This window comes from Pseudarthrobacter sp. NPDC092419, assembly GCF_044755045.1.
Classification (GTDB): domain Bacteria; phylum Actinomycetota; class Actinomycetes; order Actinomycetales; family Micrococcaceae; genus Arthrobacter.
The window spans coordinates 235,993-255,534 of sequence record NZ_JBIVQF010000001.1 but is presented as its reverse complement, the minus strand read 5'-3'; the positions used below and the strand labels follow the sequence as shown (position 1 = coordinate 255,534).

Genomic DNA, 19,542 nt, shown 5'->3' with positions numbered 1-19,542 from the left:
CCCGCACCGCCCCATGGTAGGGCGGCACGAGCCCCTGGACCGGATCTGCACCATCATCCGCAACGGAACCAGCCATGCCGCTTTCATCATGGCCGGCCCCGGAGTTGGGAAGTCGGCCCTCGCCGACGCCGTCGCGGAACGGTTGGATGGCGAGCTGACGGTGGTCAGGGTCCATGGCAGTGCAGCGCTATCTTCCGTGCCCTTCGGAGTCCTTACCCCCTACACCGGAGACCTGAGCGCTGAGGAATCAGTGTCTCCGGTGGCAGTTTTGCGGTCCATCTGGAGTTACTTTGAGGAGCTGCGGGCAGGTAGCAGTGCGCCTGTACTGCTGGTGCTGGACGATGCGCATTACCTGGATGACTCGTCCGCCGCAGTGGTGGCCGACCTGATTGCAGCGGGCTGGGCCAGCGTGGTCGCGGCTGCACGGCCCCGCCCGGGGCTGCCGCAGCCGATGAGTCAGCTCTGGTTCGACGGGCTGGCGGAACGGGTTGATCTCCGGCCACTGGACCGGAACCAGGTCGAAGAGGTCCTGGGCCACATCCTCGACGGGACAGTTCCGGATGCCACGGTTGATGCCATCTGGAATGGCACGGGCGGGAATCCCCGTATCCTCGATGCCCTGCTCCACGACGCCGCCGAGGCCGGGACGCTGGCCAGACGGAACGGCATCTGGATCCTGGTGGGTCCGCTGCCGGCCCACGGTCCCCGGCTGTCGGCCGTGGTGGCCAAGGACCAGCTCCGCCGTCCGCCGGAGGAACAGGAGGCGCTCAGGCTGATCGCCCTGGCCGAACCCATAGGCCGCAAGACTATTGAAGAGGCCAACGGCGCGGCGGTGGTCCGGTCCCTCCTGGACCAGCAGCTGATCGTGGAAACCCAGGGGGTTCCGTCGGAACTCTCGCTGTGGAATGACCTATACGCACGTGCCCTCCGGAATACAGTCTCCGTCTCGCGCAGCCTCCAGCTTTTCGAAAAGACCGCGGCCTGCCGTGATACGTCCGCGCTGCACGGGGAAGGGCGGCTCCGCCACATTGAGTGGGCCCTGGAGTCCGGCGTGGCGGTGCCGGAACCGGACCTTGCCGCCGCCGCCAAGGACGCCGTGGACCGGTACCGCAACCGCAGCGCGGCAGCCCTTGCCGCCCGGGTCCACAGCCCCGCCTTGGCACCCCTTGCCCACGCCATCCAGGCGCGGGCGCTGTACAACGAGGGTGCCTATTCGGACGCCGCGGCGCTGCTGGACGGGTGCGCCGACAGCCTGGCCGGCCATCCCGAGGGACCGGCCGCCATCCTGCTCCGTGCCTGCGCCCACCAGGCAGCAGGGCACACGGCGGAACCGGGCGCAGGGGGTCATCTCGCGGACGCCGGCGGGGTGGACGGGCATCAATGGCCGCAGACCCTGCCGTGGCTGCTGCAGCTAGGGGACCGGGCGGATCCACGCGAGCTCGAAGACGCCATGGACCAGCTTCGGAGCGTTCCGCAGCCGGGCCCCGGCCATGCGGCCGTCCTCGCGGTTGGTAACGCACTGCTGGCCCAGACCCTGGACGGAGCGGGCCGGGCAGTGGACGGGCTCGAAACGGCCCTGATGGCGGCAGCTGAGCTTCCGGCGCTTCATGACAGCCTCTTCTTCTTCCCGGAGTTCGTCCTGGGCAGGCTGGCCGCCACCTACGTTGCCATGGGTGAGTGGGACTCCGCCGAGCACGAAATCAGCAGCTACGCGGCAACGCACGCCGCGGGCGCACCCACGTTCAACGGCAGCCTGCAGATCCTCCGCGGCTACGCCATGCTCCGGCAGGGCCGGATGGAGCGCGCGTACCAGCTGCTGCTGCCGGCGGTGGAGGCGCTTCGGCTGAACGATCCGCTCCTGCTGTTCCGGCTGGGGTCCGCGCTGGGCTTTTACGCGGCAGCGCGCCTGGGGGACGCCGCCCAGGCCAGACGCCTGGAACAGGACTACAAGGAGGCGCCGGCGGGCGGCCCCGCCTACGATCTTGTGGCCGCCGGATACGTGGCCGCCGCTGCCGAATACCTGGCGAGGGACGGAAAGGGGCTGGCTTCCCTGCACACGGTGGCAACCACGGCGGAAGCCTCGGGGAGGACAGGTACCCTGCTGGAGATCCTTGCGATGTGCTGGGACCTAGGGGACAGCTCGGTGATACCGCAGGTGCGCGCCGTGGCCGGCACCGTGCAGGGCAGCTGGGCGGGAGCCCTGCACACCCTGGCAGAGGACTGGGACCAGGCCGCGGGAGATGGCCTGATGGAGACTGCGGCGGCCCTGGAAAGCGCCGGATTCCTGAACCTCGCGCGCGAGGCCTACGCCAGGGCCAGCACCGTGCTCGACGGGGAGGGTGAGCGTCGGCGCTCACGGCAGGCAGTGGCCCAGCGGGAACGCTGCGACCACGAGCTCGGAGAACGGTTCCGGGAGGGCCGCTTCATTGCCGCGGCACCCAGCGTCCACCTGACGCGCCGGGAGCAGGACATCGTGGAACTGGCGGTGCAGGGCCTGACGGACCGCGAGATCGCCCAGCGGCTGATGGTGTCGGTCCGCACCGTGGAGGGCCACCTGTACCGCACGTATGTCAAGCTCGGGGTTCGCAGCCGGGAAGAGCTGGAGTCCGCGCTGCCCAACTAGCGGCGGCGGATCCGTGGCAGCTGCCGCGGGTAACCGGCTGGCGTACCCGTAGTGCATACCCGGATGATTAGAGTACTTCCTACTCGTGTGCCGGCCGGCTTCCCGGTCTTTACTTAAAGCGGAAACGATCTTCCGGCCCCCGGGCCGGTCAAGACGGGGCCGGCGACGACAGAGTCTTCTGAGACCGAGACTCTCCCCCCAGCCGTCGCCGGCCCTCCGCTCCGCGGGTGAAGCCCGGAGCGGCGGTGGCGGCTGCTCCCGGCGGCCGCCACAGCCGTGCTGTGGGACAATTGAATGTCATCCATTGGCAGTTCAAGGAGTCCGTTTTGGCCGTAGTATCAACGCCAGCCACCCTCTCGCCTGCCCTGCCGGCGATGGATAACAGTGAAGTTGCCCGGATCCGGAACGACTTTCCGGTCCTTGACCAGCAGGTCAACGGCCAGCCCCTGGTGTATCTCGATTCCGGCGCCACGTCGCAGAATCCGTTGAGCGTCATTGAAGCTGAGCAGGAGTTCTACGAACAGCGCAACGCCGCCGTCCACCGGGGCGCACACCATTTGGCGGTGGAGGCCACCGAGGTATTCGAGGCCGCCCGCGAGACGATGTCCGCGTTCATCGGTGCGGACTACGCCGAGACGGTGTGGACTTCCAATGCCACCGAGGGCCTGAACCTGGTCAGCTATGCCCTCTCCAATGCCGGGCTGTGGGCTGCGCACGGCCGTGGCGACGCAAGCCTGAAGGATCTGGCACTCGGTCCAGGTGACGAGATCGTGGTCACCGAGATGGAGCACCACGCCAATCTGATCCCGTGGCAGGAGCTCGCCTTCCGGACCGGCGCCACGGTCCGCTTCATCCCCATCGACGACGCCGGCCGGTTGCACATGGATGAGGCCGCCCGGATCATCAACCCCCGTACCCGGGTCCTTGCCTTTACGCACGCATCGAACGTCCTGGGCACCATCAATCCGGTCCATGACCTGGTGGAGCTGGGCCGGAAGGCCGGCGCACTCGTGGTCATGGACGCGTGCCAGTCCGCCCCGCACATGCCCCTGGACGTCAAGGAACTCGACGTGGACTTCGCTGTCCTGTCTGGCCATAAGATGCTGGCACCCACCGGCATCGGCGTCCTCTACGGCAAGCAGGAGCTTCTGGACATCCTGCCGCCATTCCTCACCGGCGGGTCCATGATCACCACGGTCACCATGGATCGGGCCGAATACCTTCCCGCACCCCAGCGCTTCGAGGCCGGCACCCAGCGCATCTCGCAGGCGGTGGCACTCGCCGCGGCCGCGAACTACCTCACCGAGACCGGCCTGGACCGCATCCACCGGTGGGAGTCCGAACTGGGCCAGCGCATGGTTGCGGGTCTCGCGGACCTGCCAGGCATCCGGGTCCTGGGTCCTGGGGCGGGGGAGGAGCGGATTGGCCTGGCCGCCTTCGACGTCGACGGCGTCCACGCGCACGACGTCGGGCAGTTCCTTGACGCGCGCGGCATCGCCGTCCGCGTGGGCCACCACTGCGCCCAGCCGCTGCACCGCCGGCTCGGCCTGACCGCCACCACCCGGGCGAGTGCTTACCTGTACAACACCACCGACGACGTGGACCGCTTCCTGGACGCCGTGTCCGGCGTGCGGGGCTACTTCGGTGCCTAGCAGAGCAGATTCGAAGGTATATCCATGAGCCTTGACCAGCTGTACCAGCAGATCATCCTGGACCATTCCAAAGCCCGCCACGGCAGCGGCCTGGCCGGAACGGCTGCGCCGGAAGGCGCCAGCACCGGGCAGTCGCACCAGCTCAACCCTGTGTGCGGCGATGAAGTCACCCTGCGGCTTGCCGTGGCGGACGGCAAAGTAGCCCAGGTCTCGTGGGACGGGACAGGCTGTTCCATCTCAATGGCCTCCGCCTCGGTGCTCAGCGAACTGGCCGAAGGCATGACGGTGGCGGAACTGCATGAAGTCATTGACAGCTTCAGGGAAGTCCTGCGCTCCCGCGGAAAGGTTGCAGCGGACGCCGAACTCCTTGGCGATGCAGCAGCCTTCGAAGGGGTAGCCCGCTACGCCGCCCGGGTCAAGTGCGCCATGATCTCGTGGGTCGCCGCAGAGGACGCCCTGAACCAGGCGGCATAGGACTTTCGTGCCGACTGTCGGCGTGCCGAACGAACCGTTCCGGCAGCTTTCCGCCTAGGTAGTCATGCCCCGATTGCGCGAGTACAAGTAGGTAACTCTTCCACGCCCAAGACAGGTAGCAATTACCGGTGTAACCGGTCCCTTCGCAAGCTTGACTAGTCCTAACCAGGAACCGAACCCAGCAAAGGGTCTCAGGATGAGTCAGGCCAGGCTATACCCTTTTTTTGTGGACGCCCGCGGCGGCGATAACCGCCTCATCGGGAGGCCCGTACACCGCGGGCTGGCTGGCCGAGTGCCGGGCCACCGCTCTTCTTCTGCCACAGTGCTGCGCCTGCATCCCTTCTCTGCTGGGCTGTTGCCCGATAAAGGCGAAAGGAGGCGGACGTGGGACTCAGAATAGGCTACGCTGCCGGCGCATTTGACCTGTTCCATATAGGTCACCTCAACATCCTCAAGCACGCAAAATCACAGTGTGACTACCTCATCGCCGGTGTGGTGACGGACGAGATCCTGGTCCACGCCAAGGGCCGGTTGCCCGTGGTTCCCTTTGCGGAGCGGCTGGAGATCGTGAGAAACATCACGTATGTCGACATGGCCTACGCTGAGTCGATTTCAGACAAGCTCCTCGTTTGGGAAGAACTTCGGTTCACTGTTTTTTTCAAGGGCGATGACTGGCGTGGAACCCCTCAGGGGAAGAAACTGGAGAAAGCGTTCAGCGAAGTGGGCGTCGAGGTCGTTTACTTTCCCTACACGGTGCACACGTCGAGCTCCGCATTGCGGACTGCTCTCGAACTTATCAATCAACCCGTGGGTACGGCGGGACGCATGCACGAGGCCCCGCGATGAACGGGCTGCGGATAGCCATGATCGGCACGCGGGGGGTCCCCGCCCGCTATGGCGGATTCGAGACCGCCATCGAGGAAATAGGACAGCGGTTGTGCGCACGGGGACATCGGGTGACAGTCTACTGCCGGGATCTGGAGCGGGAAGCTACGCAAGAAACATATCTGGGGATGGACCTGGTGCACTTGCCGGCGCTTCGCAAGCGCTCCCTTGAGACGCTGAGCCACACAGGGCTGTCGGTGACGCATCTGATCCGCCACCGTGTGGACGCGGCCCTTCTGTTCAACGCAGCGAACGCCCCGTACCTTCCGCTCATCCGTGCTGCCGGCATCCCTGTCGCCACGCACGTGGACGGGCTTGAGTGGAAGCGGGCAAAGTGGGGCCCTGCCGGGCGGAAGTATTATCAGCGGGCGGAGGCAATGGCAGTGAAATGGTCCGACGCGCTCATCGCCGACGCGATCGGTATCCAGAACTACTACCGCCGGAAATTTGACGTGGAAACCGTGTACCTCGCGTACGGGGCACCCATACTGTCGACCAGGGCATCGAGCAGGCTCGCGGAACTGGATCTCGAGAGCCGCAGGTACCACTTGGTGGTTGCCCGGTTTGAACCGGAAAACCACCTCCACCTGGTGGTTGACGGATTCGCAAGGAGCGGCGCGAAAGCCCCTCTCGTCGTCGTGGGCTCTGCACCGTACTCCGGCGAATATACCCGGGTCGTGCATGCGCTGGCCGATCATCGGGTGCGTTTTGTGGGTGGCGTCTGGGACCAGGAGCTGCTGGACCAGCTGTACTCAAATGCGATGGTGTATTGGCATGGCCATTCCGTCGGCGGCACCAATCCTTCCCTGTTGCGCGCCATGGGGGCTGGCGCACCCACCAATGCCTTCGACGTCGATTTCAACCGTGAAGTCCTGGGCGATGCAGGCCGGTATTTTTCCTCCCCGGAGGACGTGGCACAGCTCGCCTCCGAAGCCGAAAATGTGCGCCCGGAACTCGCCGCGCGGGGCCTCCTTGGCCAGCAGATGGCCCGCCGCTACGACTGGGACGTGGTTACGGACGGTTACGAGCGGCTTTGCCTGGAACTCGCTGCGGCAAAGAGGAAGGCTCCCCGCCACCGCGTTGCGAACCGCGGCGTTCCATGGGTGACAGGAGCCAGGAAATGACGGTCATGGATTCAAAGTTCCCGGGGGAAGCCGGTTCCGGAGGGGCCCGCCCAGGGTATGTCGCCACCGTGCGCCGCTTGGCCGCCGCGCAAAAAGCGGCGGCCCGCAGCGCCCCTGCCTACTCGCGTTTCATCAACAGGAGGCTGGGCCGGCTGTTTGCCGCCGCTGCGTTTATCGCCGGGCTGACACCCAACGCCGTCACAGCAGTCAGCGCACTCTTCACGTTCGCCGGCATCCTGGCTTTGACAATGTTTCCGCCAAGCTGGCTCCTGGGCATCGTGGTTTCCGGATGCCTGGTAGTGGGCTATGCACTCGACTCCGCTGACGGCCAGGTAGCCCGCCTCCGTGGTACTGGCTCCCCGGCGGGAGAGTGGCTGGATCACATGGTTGATGCAGTCAAGACCTCAATGCTGCCGTTGGCGCTCGCGGTTGCGCTGTACCGGTTCGACGCCGTGCAGCCGGGTTGGCTTCTGGTTCCGCTCGGCGCCGCGGTAGTGTCCGCTGTTCTGTTCTTCTCGATGATCCTTACCGAGCAGCTGCGAAAGCAGAGCGGTACGGGGCCGGTCGCAGCACGCGCGGCAGGACCCTCGTGGTTGCGTTCACTTCTGGTGGTTCCGATGGATTACGGGGTGCTCTGCCTGACGTTCCTTTTCTACGGAGCCATACCCGTATTCATGACGGTTTATACCGTGATAGCGGCCGCCACCGCGGCTTTCCTGATCCTTGCCTCCATAAAGTGGTTCAGGGAACTCTCGTCGGTTCCCCGTAAACCCCCCGGCAGTACGGGACGGCACTTGCGCAGCGTTGATGCACCGCTGGAACACCAGGCATTGGACGTGACGCCGTGAGCAGGCTTTTTCAAGATCCGGCCCGGAAGCCAGGCGCTGCGGGCCCGGGCCGCCGATCGCGTGCCTGGAAAGCAAGTGCCGGTGCCCTGGCATTGCTTCTCTTCGCCGGTGTTTCCTGGGCGGCAACAAATGGATTTGTCCAGATGCCGCAGCCGGAGGCGGCAGGCGCCCTCCAAACCCCGGAGACATCCGCGGCAGCGACCGACCCGCCGGCCACGGTGCTGCCGGAACAAACAGCCGCTGCACCTCCCGCGTCAACACGGCCGTCCGTGCCGGGACCTGGATCAACACAAGCCAGCACGGGCAGCGAGGTCCCGTCGGACGCGGCGCCGGCACCGGTGGACCGCAGGGGCCGGAGCGAGAAGCAGCTGGCCGAAATCCCACAACCGGTGGCGTCCGCAGTAGCGCTGGACGCCAAAAAGACAGTGAGGCATGGTGTCTCCGCTGCCGTCGGCGCGTTGGAGGCAGTACAAGGGGAAGCCCAAGGTGTAGGCGAAATTGCCGGCCCCGCACTGCGGTTCAGGGTGACGATCACGAACGAGACGCAAATGGATTTGTCCCTGGCCGGTGTGCTGGTGAACGTCAGCTTTGGCGCGGATGAACTGCCCGCCGGGGAACTCAGCGGACCCGGTACCGCCCCATTCCCGGCCTCCGTACCACCCGGGGGTACCGCCGAGGCAGTCTATGTCTTCTCGGTGCCCGAAGATTCCCGTGATGCTGTGCGGATCTACTTCAGCCTGGACGCCGAAACACCCATAGCGGCATTCGCCGGGAAAGCGCCGGACTGAAAATGACGGCATCAGGAGGAATCGGCAGCCTGGTGCCGCCATTGCGCCTGCGTGCTGCAGTTCGTCGCGGACGCAAGGGCTGGAAACGTCTGGCGGCCCACGGCAGTGCTCTCTGCCTGCGGTCCTTGAACCTGTTGTCGCAGGCACCGGTCACCGGGTCAGCTCCCGTTGTGGTTTCGATGACCACCCACGGAGAACGGATCCACACCGTCTCAATAGCGCTTGAATCCATAGCGTCCGGTCGGGTCCGGCCGCGAAGGCTTCTCCTGTGGCTCGATTCCGAGGCTCTCATGGCTGACCGGCCAGCAGCTGTCCGTCGACTGGAGAGCCGGGGGCTGGAGGTGCTGCTTACATCGAACTATGGGCCGCACACAAAGTACTACCCATACGTCGCGGGAACAGACCACCACATTCTTCCCCTCGTCACGGCCGACGATGACATCATCTATCCCCGCTCGTGGCTGGATCTCTTGATAAAAGCCCATCATGCGGATCCGGAAGCCGTTCACGGTCACTGGGTTAACGTCATGCAGGTCAGGGCGTCACGTGTTGTCCCTTACAGCGATTGGCGGCGTGCGCGGGACACAGGCGCCGCCGGCGGAAACTTCGCGCTCGGGGTTTCGGGTGTGATCTATCCGCCCGCCATGCTGGAAGAACTTAGGCGTCAGGGGGACGGTTTCCTCGCGGCCGCGCCCGGCGCTGACGATATCTGGCTGCACCGGACGGCTTTGCGGGCGGGTATCCCTGTCCGTCAGGTCCGCACCGCGCCGCGCCACTTCCCAATTATTCCAGGCAGCCAGGAGAGTTCCCTGATGGCAGAGAACGTGGGGAACCGCCGCAACGACTTTCTCATCACTGGCCTGTACGCGGCCGATGACATCCTGGCGATCGCCACGAACGGCGACCACCAGTTGCCAAAGTAAAGGGGACTACCGTGGTTTCGCAAGCAACGCCTTCCATTCCGGCCACCGCGGCTGGACGAGACACAATCCCAAGGCACGCGTTCAGGACCGTCGATGAGCTCTTGCGCAAAAGCGTCGCTGCTGTGCTCGGGGTTGCTCTTGCCATATCCCTGGCGGTGACGGGTGCCTTCCCTTCATTCGCCGATTCGTCTCCCCTGGATCCCGCCAGCCCGTCCACACCTGTGACAGTCTCGGCCGACGCCTTGCCCACACCCCAACATAACGGCGTGGCCTGGGTGCAGCTCGTCATCGGAAACACGGTCTTTGTTGGCGGTGACTTCTCGCGTGCCCGGCCAGCGGGCGCGGCGGCGGGCACCAACGAGGTGGTCCGGGAGAACATACTCGCGTACAACCTGACCACCGGCGAGCTCCTGCCCTTTGCCCCGTCCCTCAACGGAGAAGTGACGGCGCTCGCAGCGTCTCCGGATGGATCCAGGCTCTACGTCGGAGGTTCGTTCACTTCGTTTAACGGCGCCAAGGTCTGGCGCGCCATAGCACTCAATCCCGTAACCGGCGCTCTCAACCTCGGTTTCCTGCCCAAGATGTCCGCTTCAGTGCGGGCCATCGTCGCTACGGCAGACACGGTCTTTTTGGGGGGACTGTTCAACGGCGTGGGATCCGTAAGCCGTGACCGTCTGGCCGCCGTCAGTGCAACTGACGCGTCACTGCTGCCGTGGAATCCGGTTGCGTCAGGCGGGCGGGTGAATGCTCTGGCACTTTCTCCGGATGGGGCTAGCATGGTGGTAGGCGGCGCGTTCACCTCCCTCAACGGATCGACCAACCCCGGGTATGGACTGGGCAAAGTGGATACCAACCTTGGGGCTCTCCAGCCCTTCCAGATCAACAATATTGTCCGTAACGGCGGCACCAGCGGTTCCATCACCAGCCTTGCCACGGACGGAGCCAACGTGTACGGCTCCGGCTACACCTTCGGGCGCTCCAGCACACTCGAGGGAATTTTCTCGGTGAAATGGTCTGACGACACCACCTCTTGGCTGGAGGACTGCCATGGGGATACTTATTCCGTCCAGCCCATCGGCGACGTCGTCTACGCCGCCGGCCATGCCCACTACTGCGGAAACGTCGGCGGCTTTCCGCAGGAGGAGCCGTGGCAATTCAGCAGGGGAATTGCCTTTAGCCGGGCAGCCACGGGCGTTGTAAGCCCTGAAAGCCATGGGTACACAAACTTCGCGGGCAACCCGGCCCCCTCACTCTTGAACTGGTTCCCCATCATGAACGCCGGCACATTCACGGGTCAGGACCAGGGGCCCTGGACCGTTGCAGGAAACGCCGACTACGTGGTCATGGCAGGGGAATTCACCATCGTGAACAACCAGCCCCAGCAAGGGATGACCCGTTTTGCGAAGAGCAGCATTGCCCCGAACGCCCGGGGGCCACGGGTTACGGGGCAGAACTTCAACCCCACCCTTTCCACCCCCGCGGCAGGCGAGGTGCGGGTGCGGTGGCAGGCAAACTGGGACCAAGATAACGCGAACCTAACCTATGACGTAAGGCGCAACGGGGCAGTAGTCGCCACCTTCAACCAAGCTTCGACCTTCTGGAAGCGCCCTGGCATGACATTCACCGATACTGGCTTGGTCCCGGGGGAAAGCTACGGCTACCGGATCTTTGTCCGTGACCCGTTTGGAAACGAGGCCCGGAGTGACACTGTAACCATCGACGCCGTGGGGTCAGTGGCGCCTGCGGGCTCTTACGCCGGACAGGTGCTGGCTGACAACCCGGTAAATTACTGGCGGTTCGGGGAAAGCTCCGGTGCCACAGCGGTGGACCTGGCTGGAAGGGACGATCTCGTCGTCCGGCCCGGTGTCACGTTCGGGGCTGCCGGTGCCCTGAACGGAGAAACGAACACCGCTGCGGCGTTCAACGGCACTGCTGACGCCGTTGCCGGCAGTCCCACCCTGGTCTCCCGCCCCGGTAGCTTCACCACAGAAGCCTGGATCAGGACCAACAGCATTAGCGGTGGAAGAATCATCGGTTACGGCAACACAGTGACCGGAGTGTCAGCGGACTACGACCGCCATGTTTATATGGACAATCTTGGCCGGATCTTCTTTGGCGTCCGTCCGGCGGGCAGCACCGGAACCCGGCTCACTGTCAACACCACTTTGGTCTTTAACGACAACCTGTGGCACCACGTGGTGGCAACGTTGGGTCCCAACGGCATGCAGATAGTTGTGGACGGGACAGTCAGGGCCGGCAGGACCGATGTCACGGCGGCCTGGCCCTTCGACGGCTACTGGCGCGTTGGCGGGGACAACCTCTCGAACTGGCCCAGCCGGCCGACAAGCCGCTACCTCACCGGGCAGATCGACGACGTCGCCATTTACCCCGGCGTGCTGCCGCTGTCCCGGATACAGGCACACTATGTTGCCTCAGGCCGTACCGTCGACGCCCCGCCCGCGCCGCCGACGGCGGCATTCACGGCGGAGACCGACGGCCTGACTGTTAACGTGGACGGCACTGCCTCCTCGGATGCCAACGGGCCTATTGCCGCCTATGACTGGAAGTTCGGTGACGGCGCCACGGGTACCGGAGTCAAGGCCAGCCACACCTATGCCGCTGGCGGTACCTACACCATCCAGCTGACCGTGACCGACAACACGGGCAATAAGCACAGCACCACCAAGGCCGTCACCGTGACTGCACCACCGGCCAACAAGGTGCCGGTCGCTTCGTTCACTGCTGATGTAGCAGACCTGACAGCCTCCCTGGACGGGTCCGGCTCGTCCGATCCGGACGGCACCATCGCCGGCTATACCTGGGATTTTGGGGACTCCACGACCGGGACCGGAGCCACTGCCACCCACACCTACGCGGAGGCGGGCACGTATGCGGTGAAGCTCACCGTCACCGACGATGATGGCGCCACGGGCGCCGTCACGAAGAGCCTTACGGTCACGGCTCCCGCTGCCGGCACGGTCTTGGCAGCAGATGCCTTCGGCCGGTCTGCAACAGGAGGCTGGGGTACCGCGGACACTGGCGGTGCCTGGACGGTGGCGGGCGGTAACACGAACTTCGCCGTCAACAATGGTTCGGGGGCGGCCACGTTGGGAGCAGCCGGTGCCAGCCGAAGTGCGTTCCTTGAGGACGTTTCAACCGCTGCCTTCGACGGGCGCATCACCTTGTCCGCCGATAAGGTGGCCAACGGTGGCGGAATGTTCGCCTCGCTGCTTGGAAGGCGCGTGAGCAGCAACGACTACCGGGCGAAGGTCAAGATCGCCGGCAACGGCGCGGTATCCCTCTACCTGACGCGCGTGGTCAATAACGCGGAAACCACCATAGCCGGACCACTGAACATCTCCGGGCTGACGATGGCGGCCAGCGATCCCCTGGTCCTTCGGCTGAGGCTGGAAGGTACAGGCCCCACCGCCGTCAGCGGCAAGGTTTGGCGGGCGTCCGGAGCCGAGCCAACAACTTGGCAGCTCACCGTCAATGACTCCACAGCTGCCTTGCAGGCGGCTGGCGCAATGGGTGTCGTAGCCTATCTTTCCGGGTCTGCCACCAACGCCCCCGTGGTAATGCGATTCGATGACCTGTCAGTCACCGCCGGCGGGGCGCCCGTGGCTAACGCTGCACCTGTTGCCAGTTTCACCTCAACCGTCAGTGGGCTTTCCACGTCCGTGGACGGCAGCGGTTCTACGGACAGCGACGGCACCATCGCAGGCTATGCCTGGGACTTCGGGGACGGAAGCAGCGGAACGGGATCGACGGCGTCGCACGCCTACGCAGCAGCCGGAACATACAGCGTCACACTGACGGTGACGGACGACGACGGCGCCACCAGTTCGGTGACCCAGCCAGTCGCTGTGTCCGAGGGAGCTCCGGTGGGCGTTCTGGCTGCCGACGCGTTCGGCCGAACCTCGGCTTCCGGCTGGGGGAATGCGGATACCGGAGGGCCCTGGAGTATTGGTGGCGGCGGACCGGCCAGTTACACCGTGGGCAGCGGCGTCGGCACCATGGTTCTGGGTGCAGCAGGGACCCTGCGCCAGACAACCCTCGCTGACCTCTCTCTGACGGCCGCGGAAATCCAGGTGAAGGTGTCACAGGACCGGATCGCCAACGGCGGAGGTTCCTTCCTGGGTGTCGTGGGACGCAAGGTCAACGCTGATGAATACCGGGCCAAACTGCGTATTTTTGCTAACGGCGGCACCGCGCTCTATCTAACGCGTGTTTCCGGCGGGGCTGAAACCACCCTGCAGTCTGTCTCTGTGCCCGGCCTGACGGTGGCGGCCAATGATGACCTGCAGCTTCGATTGCAGGTCTCAGGTACCAGCCCTACCGCTATCAGGGCGAAAGTGTGGCGGGACGGTGCGGCGGAACCGTCCGACTGGTTGCTGACTGCCAGTGATACCACGGCGTCGCTGCAGTCGGCTGGAACCAGCGGCCTCATGTCTTATCTCTGGGGGACGGCGACCAACTTCCCGGTCGTCGCGCGATTTGATGACTTCACCGTGAAATCACCCTAAGGAGCAAAGAAATGGCCCTCCACCCAGAGGCGGCCGCAGATGCAGTACAGAGGAGCAGCGCCAAACGGGCCGTGACAGCGGTCGCCGTCTGGCTGCTGCTCCTCTCCAGCGTTTTGCTCGGAACGCCGGGCTACGCGGACTCAGCACCCATCGATCCAAGCGACCCTAAAACTCCGGTTACCGTGACGGCCGACAGCCTGCCCACCGCACAGCACGATGGAGTGGCTTGGCAGGCCGCGATCATCGGAAACACCGTGTACGTGGCCGGAAAGTTCAGCACCGCCAGACCCTACGGATCCGCCCCGGGCAGCAACACCGTTTCCCGCGCTAACCTCCTTGCTTTCAACCTCGCTACAGGGCAGCTGCTGCCCTGGGCGCCCTCGCTCAACGCACAGGCACTGAGCATTGCAGCCTCTCCGGATGGATCCCGGATCTATGTCGGAGGTGATTTCACCTCCGTCAACGGAGTCCAGCGCTGGCGGGTAGCAGCCTTGGACCCCGCAACGGGTGCGCTCATCCCATCCTTTGCGCCGAAGATGGCGGCCAGCGTCAGGGCCATTACAGTGACCAACAGCACTGTGTGGATGGGCGGAACATTCACCTCCGTCGGGTCGGTTTCCAGGATGCGCCTCGCAGCCGCGGACGCAGGCACGGGCGCACTGCTCCCGTGGGCACCCCAAGCCGCTAACGGGAGGGTGAACGCACTGGTGCTCTCGCCCGAAGCCGGCCGGGTGGTGGTCGGCGGCGCCTTTACAACGCTGAACGGCTCCAACAGGCCCGGTTACGGACTCGGCATGGTCAACGCTTCCACGGGTGCCACTTTGGCCATCCAGGCCAACGACGTGGTCCGCAATGCCGGCACGGATTCTGCCATCCTCGGGCTATCCACCGACGGCACCACCTTCTACGGTGTGGGCTACATTTATGGAACCGGCGGCAACCTGGAGGGCGCATTCGCGGCGAACTGGTCAGATGCCAGGATCAAGTGGGTGGAGGACTGCCATGGCGACTCATACGGGGCCTTTGCCAGCAACACCGCCGTCTATGTTGCCGGCCATCCCCATTACTGCGGCAACTTCGGTGGGTTCCCCGAGACAAGCCCCCGCACCTGGCACCGCGCGGTGTCCTTCAGTAAAGCCGCCACGGGCACCCTGGTGAAGGATCCCTACGGCTATCCCTCTTTCACCGGACAGCCTGCACCCTCCATGTTGAACTGGTTCCCGGATATGGATACCGGGACTGCCAGCGGACAAAGCCAAGGCCCGTGGGCTGTCACAGGCAACAACAGTTATGTGGTGATGGTAGGGGAATTCCGCAACGTGAACCAGAGCCCGCAGCAGGGCCTGTCGCGCTTCGCAGTCAAGGAAATTGCGCCGAACGACCAGGGGCCCAGGGTGTCAGGGGCCGGCTTTATGCCGACGCTCACCAGCCCCGGGGCGGGCCAGGTGCGTGTGCAGTGGCAGTCCAACTGGGACCGTGACAACTCGAACCTGACCTACACCGTCCTGCGGAACGGGGCACCGGCACATACGGTTTCCCAACTCTCTACCTTCTGGCAGCGCCCCACGCTGACGTTCAATGACAGCGGTCTGGCCGGGGGGACACACAGCTACCGGATCAGGGTTACCGATCCGCTCGGGAACACGGTCACGGGGGACAGCAGGACGATTTCCATTGCCGGGTCCAGCAACCAGCCGCCCGTGGCCAGCTTTACCGCCTCGGCCAGCGGTCTCACGGTCAATGTCAACGGCTCCGCATCCTCGGATCCGGACGGCAGTATCAGTTCCTACGCCTGGGCGTTTGGAGACGGTGCCGCCGCCACTGGCGCCACCGCCAGCCACACCTACGCCGCAGCCGGCACTTTCACCATCAGCCTGACGGTCCGGGACAACAGCGGAGCCAGTAGCAGTACCTCCCGGACTGTGACTGTCAGTTCCGGCGCCAATCAGGCACCGTCTGCGTCCTTCACTGCTTCAGCAAGCGGACTCACCGCGGCCGTCAACGCTTCGGAATCTTCGGATCCGGACGGCAGTATCAGTTCATACAGTTGGGACTTTGGCGACGGAGGGAAGGCCGCCGGTGTTACCGCGGAACGCACCTACGGCGCTGCGGGAACGTACACCATCACGTTGACAGTGACGGACAACGACGGCGCCACCGCCAGCACGGCACGGACGGTAACGGTGTCGTCGACGCCGGGAACGGCGTTCGCCTCCGATGCCTTCGGCCGGACGGTGCCCTCAGGCTGGGGGACTGCTGACACTGGAGGGACGTGGTCACTGAACGGGTCGTCGTCGTACTTCTCTGTTGGAAACGGGGTGGGCGCCATTAGCCTGGCGGCGAGCCGCGGACCCTCAGCCTACCTTCCAGGAGTGTCGGTGACGGGCGCCGATACCGCGGTGACGCTCTCCCTCGACAGGATCGGCAACGGCGGCGGAACATTCATGGGAGTGGCCGGCAGACGAGTTAACAGCAACGAGTACCGGGGCAAGCTCAAGGTGGCCGCCAACGGCGCCGTAACAGTTCAGATTACGCGGTTTGCCGGCGGCAATGAAGCCACGCTGGGCCAGGTTTCGGCAGGGTTCTCCATTGTCGCTGGGCAGACTGTGAGCGTGCGCGTCCAGGTGACAGGTGCTTCGCCCACCACTATCAGAGTCAAGGCGTGGGAGACTGGAAAGGCAGAGCCAGGAGGCTGGATGCTGACGGCGACTGACTCCACGGCGGCACTGCAGACGGCCGGTTCCGTTGGGCTGCTGGCGTACCTGTCAGGTTCCGCGACCAATGCACCCGTGGTTGCACGCTTCGACGATTTCACGGCAGAGCCCTTATAACACGGCCGCCGGAAGGCACGCAGGACACGGATTGCCCGTGCCCTGCGTGTTCTGCGGGATCCCAGCCTGCGGTGCCGCAGCAGCGGACAGCTTTCAGCTGTCGTAACGGATGCCCAGGTCCCTGCCTTCCCTGAGGTAGGTGTTGTTGTCTTCCCAGCGGTTGTAGAGGAGGCCGGTCACTTTGCTTCGGGAGCGGCTGATGATGCGGATAGGGTACTTCGAGCCATTGCCGAAGTCGTACTGGTTGCGTCCCAGGAAGTTGCTCTGGACCGTCACGACGATGTCGCTGTATTTGCTTCCCACTGCGATGTTGATGCTGGTCTGGCCATCATCCACCCAGTTCCTGCGGACCAGTACGTTGGCGAGCTTGGCCACGTTCTGCTGGAGCATGATGCCGATACCGCCGTGGGATCCCCGGGGATTGGGTGCGCTCCCCGCACCGGTCACCGCGGATGCCACCACGGTGTTGCCCACAATGCGGATGTTTTCGCCGCCCTGCACCTGGATGCCGTCGTTATGGGTGCCGTCGGAGTGCGCCGGGTCGTAGCTCCAGTAGGTGAGCTCATTGATGTAGTTGCCCTCGATGGTGACGTTGGCCTGCACAGGACCGCCCGGGCGGTTGAACACTCCGAGACCGTCGTTGGTCCGCTTGATGCGGTTTCGACGGGCCGTGTATTCGTGGCCGACTATTCCGTCGCGGTAGTAGCTGGGGCGGTCGGGGATGATGGTGCAGTCCTGGACGAGGAGGTTGTAGCAGTTTGCGCTGTTGGCATCCACGATGCCCGTGTTGGAGCCCGGGATGTGCTTACCGCCCCGGAGACGGCAGTTGCGGATGACGACGTTTCGGGCCCGGACTTTGATGTCGCCGTAAATGTCCAGGTTTTCCAGGACTGTACCGTCACGGCTGATGATCAGGTCCGCGCTGGAGGTGTTGTAGGGCTTTAGCACGGTTCCGGTCAAAACGCCGGTGGTCGCGTTGCTCGGCTTGTATTCGCCATAGACCAAGCTGTCGCGGCTGGTGGCTGCCGTGGCGGGCTGGGCTGCGCCATAACCGGCCACGAGGGTGCCGAGGGCGCCTGTAAAGCCGAGCCCCAGGGCACGGCGTCGGGTGAGGGTTTTCGTTGAGTTCATGACTATTCCTTTTTCAAGAACACGCGGGCAGGCATTAAGCGTCTGCAGCGCGGTGGCGCACGTCGGCTTGAGACCCCTGTCCCGCGTTGGGGTGGACTAGCTGTTGTAGCGGATGCCGCCGTCGCGGCCTTCAACGAGCAACGCCAGGGTGTCGGCCCAGCGGTTGCTGTCCAGACCATATACGGTGCTTGCCGCGCGACTGATGATTCGGATCGGGTATGTTGAACCGTTTCCAAAGTCGTATTGGTTCCGGCCCAGGTAATTGCTTCGGACGGTCACCGTGATATTCGCGTACTTGCCGTGGGCGATGTTGATCGATGTCTGCCCGTCGTCCACCCAGTTGTTCTCCACTACGACGTTGGCCAACTTGGCTACGTTCTGCTGGAGCATGATGCCGATACCGGCGTGGTCGCCGCGGGGGTTGGGCCCGGACCCTTCCCCGAGGACGGCGTTGGCCACGACGTTGTTCCCGGCGAGGCGGATATTCTCGCCGCCTTGGACCTGGATCCCATCATTGTGGGTGCCGTCGCTGTGGGCAGGGTCGTAGGACCAATAAGTGAGCGAGTGGATGTAGTTGGCTTCAGCCCTCACATTCGCTGCCGCTGGTCCGCCGGGGCGGTTGAAGATCCCCAGCCCATCGTTGGTGCGCTGGATGTGGTTCCGCAGGGCGGCGTAGTCGTGGCCCACAATCCCGTCGCGGTAGTAGGACGGCTTGTCCGGAATGATCGTGTTGTCGTGGACAACCAGGTTCGCTACAGCTGCATTGTTGGCGTCGATGATGCCGGTGTTGCTCCCTGGAATGTGCCTGCCGCCGTGGAGCCGGCTGTTCTTGATGGTGACATTCGCGGCACGGACTTTGATATCGCCGTAAATTTCCAGCCCGTCAAGTACGGTGCCGTCACGGGTGATCACCAGATCAGCGCCTGACGTGTTGTAGGGCACCAGTGCAGTTCCTGCAGGAACGCCGGTGTTCTCAGCCGATGGCTGGTATGTTCCCGGGACTAGGGCTGTACGTTCAGCGGCGGCAGGTTGGGGCGCTGCTGAAGCCTTTATGTTGCCCTGCGGCATCAGGGTCGGTGCCGGTACGGCTGCTTCCGCGGGAGCGGCTTCTTCCGTTACAAGGCTCGATGCACTATCGGCATCCCCGGCTGCATCCTCCGCGGTCGCGGAAGGCTTGGGAGTGCCGGGCTTCTCGGCAATATCACTGGCGTCCTGCGAGGACTGAATATCGGGCGGAACCAAACCGGCTGTGCCCATGCTGGCAGGCTGGGCGCAGCCAGCCAGGGCGAGTGCTGCCGCCGTGATGATGGACGCGCTGAAGGGCAGCGCAATCCTTCCATTTTTCTCTGCTGTCTGTCTTGCCATGGTGCAACAACCTCTACGTTTCGTTCTCCGGACGCGGGGAACCGCACAGGCAACGTTTTCATGGGACGGCAGAGCAGGGTCCACCAGGGCGTAGTGCCAGCATTATGTGCCAATTGTGCGGCGCCAACTCAGACTGGCTGGGCCCAAGACCCTCTAGCGGGTGGGATCCGAGCGCAGCTGCGGTGACTTCCGTTGGCATCCCCTAGCCACGGCTGATGGACACTCACCGTAGTAGAGTTCAGCGAATGTTGCAAAACGGTAACGGCCTCCCGGAGGGGGAGGATTAGATTTTTTGATGGCAGAACGGGGCTATGGGATACGGCGACACGCGGTGAAAATCCGCGTAATTACGCGGAATACGTGTATAAGACC

General features: G+C 64.4%; 12 protein-coding genes. 10 read left to right on the top strand and 2 right to left on the bottom strand.

The genetic code is table 11. From position 1 onward, the window contains the following. Positions 1-13 precede the first annotated feature (13 nt). The 10 genes from ACIQC0_RS01160 (at position 14) to ACIQC0_RS01115 (ending at position 16,674) form a co-directional block, all read left to right on the top strand. Positions 14-2,623 carry a LuxR C-terminal-related transcriptional regulator gene (locus ACIQC0_RS01160; protein ID WP_377215345.1) on the top strand — a complete coding sequence of 870 codons (2,610 nt, stop codon included), beginning with the start codon at positions 14-16 and terminating at the stop codon, positions 2,621-2,623. Between the two features lie 326 nt (positions 2,624-2,949). Beyond that, entirely contained in the window at positions 2,950-4,275 is a 1,326-nt protein-coding gene (locus tag ACIQC0_RS01155) for a SufS family cysteine desulfurase (RefSeq protein ID WP_377215346.1), read from the top strand. A 24-nt stretch (positions 4,276-4,299) separates the two neighbouring features. Next, the gene (gene sufU / locus ACIQC0_RS01150) at positions 4,300-4,749 is read left to right on the top strand and encodes a Fe-S cluster assembly sulfur transfer protein SufU (RefSeq protein WP_377215347.1); all 450 of its coding nucleotides are present in this window, start codon (positions 4,300-4,302) and stop codon (positions 4,747-4,749) included. Positions 4,750-5,133: 384 nt separating this feature from the next. Then, entirely contained in the window at positions 5,134-5,595 is a 462-nt protein-coding gene (locus ACIQC0_RS01145; RefSeq protein ID WP_377215348.1) for an adenylyltransferase/cytidyltransferase family protein, read from the top strand. Next, positions 5,592-6,758: a DUF1972 domain-containing protein gene (locus ACIQC0_RS01140; RefSeq protein WP_377215349.1), complete on the top strand. Its 1,167-nt coding sequence runs from the start codon at positions 5,592-5,594 to the stop codon at positions 6,756-6,758. Before ACIQC0_RS01145 ends, ACIQC0_RS01140 begins: the two co-directional genes overlap by 4 nt. Beyond that, the gene (locus ACIQC0_RS01135) at positions 6,755-7,606 is read left to right on the top strand and encodes a CDP-alcohol phosphatidyltransferase family protein (protein WP_400532242.1); all 852 of its coding nucleotides are present in this window, start codon (positions 6,755-6,757) and stop codon (positions 7,604-7,606) included. The genes ACIQC0_RS01140 and ACIQC0_RS01135 overlap by 4 nt, the downstream gene beginning before the upstream one ends. Before the next feature lie 143 nt (positions 7,607-7,749). Then, entirely contained in the window at positions 7,750-8,394 is a 645-nt protein-coding gene (locus tag ACIQC0_RS01130) for a hypothetical protein (protein ID WP_400532241.1), read from the top strand. A gap of 2 nt (positions 8,395-8,396) precedes the next feature. Further along, positions 8,397-9,317 (top strand): hypothetical protein, encoded by a 921-nt coding sequence (locus tag ACIQC0_RS01125; RefSeq protein ID WP_400532240.1) that lies wholly within the window; start codon positions 8,397-8,399, stop codon positions 9,315-9,317. Between the two features lie 242 nt (positions 9,318-9,559). After that, positions 9,560-13,843, top strand: coding sequence for a PKD domain-containing protein (locus tag ACIQC0_RS01120; RefSeq protein ID WP_400532239.1), 4,284 nt, complete (start codon positions 9,560-9,562; stop codon positions 13,841-13,843). Positions 13,844-13,854: 11 nt separating this feature from the next. Then, positions 13,855-16,674: a PKD domain-containing protein gene (locus tag ACIQC0_RS01115; RefSeq protein WP_400532238.1), complete on the top strand. Its 2,820-nt coding sequence runs from the start codon at positions 13,855-13,857 to the stop codon at positions 16,672-16,674. A gap of 93 nt (positions 16,675-16,767) precedes the next feature. Here the strand turns inward: ACIQC0_RS01115 and ACIQC0_RS01110 are convergent, their stop codons facing one another. Further along, complete coding sequence (locus ACIQC0_RS01110; protein WP_377215355.1) at positions 16,768-17,805, bottom strand: hypothetical protein; 1,038 nt, start codon at positions 17,803-17,805, stop codon at positions 16,768-16,770. 96 nt (positions 17,806-17,901) lie between these two features. Beyond that, positions 17,902-19,170 carry a hypothetical protein gene (locus tag ACIQC0_RS01105; RefSeq protein ID WP_400532237.1) on the bottom strand — a complete coding sequence of 423 codons (1,269 nt, stop codon included), beginning with the start codon at positions 19,168-19,170 and terminating at the stop codon, positions 17,902-17,904. Positions 19,171-19,542 lie beyond the last annotated feature (372 nt).

What these genes read in the sequence shown, in the direction of transcription:
- ACIQC0_RS01160 (WP_377215345.1), top strand. Translation starts at nt 14, where the DNA reads ATGGTAGGGCGGCACGAGCCCCTGGACCGGATCTGCACCATCATCCGC.
- sufU (WP_377215347.1), top strand. Translation starts at nt 4,300, where the DNA reads ATGAGCCTTGACCAGCTGTACCAGCAGATCATCCTGGACCATTCCAAA.
- ACIQC0_RS01140 (WP_377215349.1), top strand. Translation starts at nt 5,592, where the DNA reads ATGAACGGGCTGCGGATAGCCATGATCGGCACGCGGGGGGTCCCCGCC.
- ACIQC0_RS01135 (WP_400532242.1), top strand. Translation starts at nt 6,755, where the DNA reads ATGACGGTCATGGATTCAAAGTTCCCGGGGGAAGCCGGTTCCGGAGGG.
- ACIQC0_RS01130 (WP_400532241.1), top strand. Translation starts at nt 7,750, where the DNA reads ATGCCGCAGCCGGAGGCGGCAGGCGCCCTCCAAACCCCGGAGACATCC.
- ACIQC0_RS01125 (WP_400532240.1), top strand. Translation starts at nt 8,397, where the DNA reads ATGACGGCATCAGGAGGAATCGGCAGCCTGGTGCCGCCATTGCGCCTG.
- ACIQC0_RS01115 (WP_400532238.1), top strand. Translation starts at nt 13,855, where the DNA reads ATGGCCCTCCACCCAGAGGCGGCCGCAGATGCAGTACAGAGGAGCAGC.
- ACIQC0_RS01110 (WP_377215355.1), bottom strand. Translation starts at nt 17,805, where the DNA reads ATGAACTCAACGAAAACCCTCACCCGACGCCGTGCCCTGGGGCTCGGC.
- ACIQC0_RS01105 (WP_400532237.1), bottom strand. Translation starts at nt 19,170, where the DNA reads ATGGCAAGACAGACAGCAGAGAAAAATGGAAGGATTGCGCTGCCCTTC.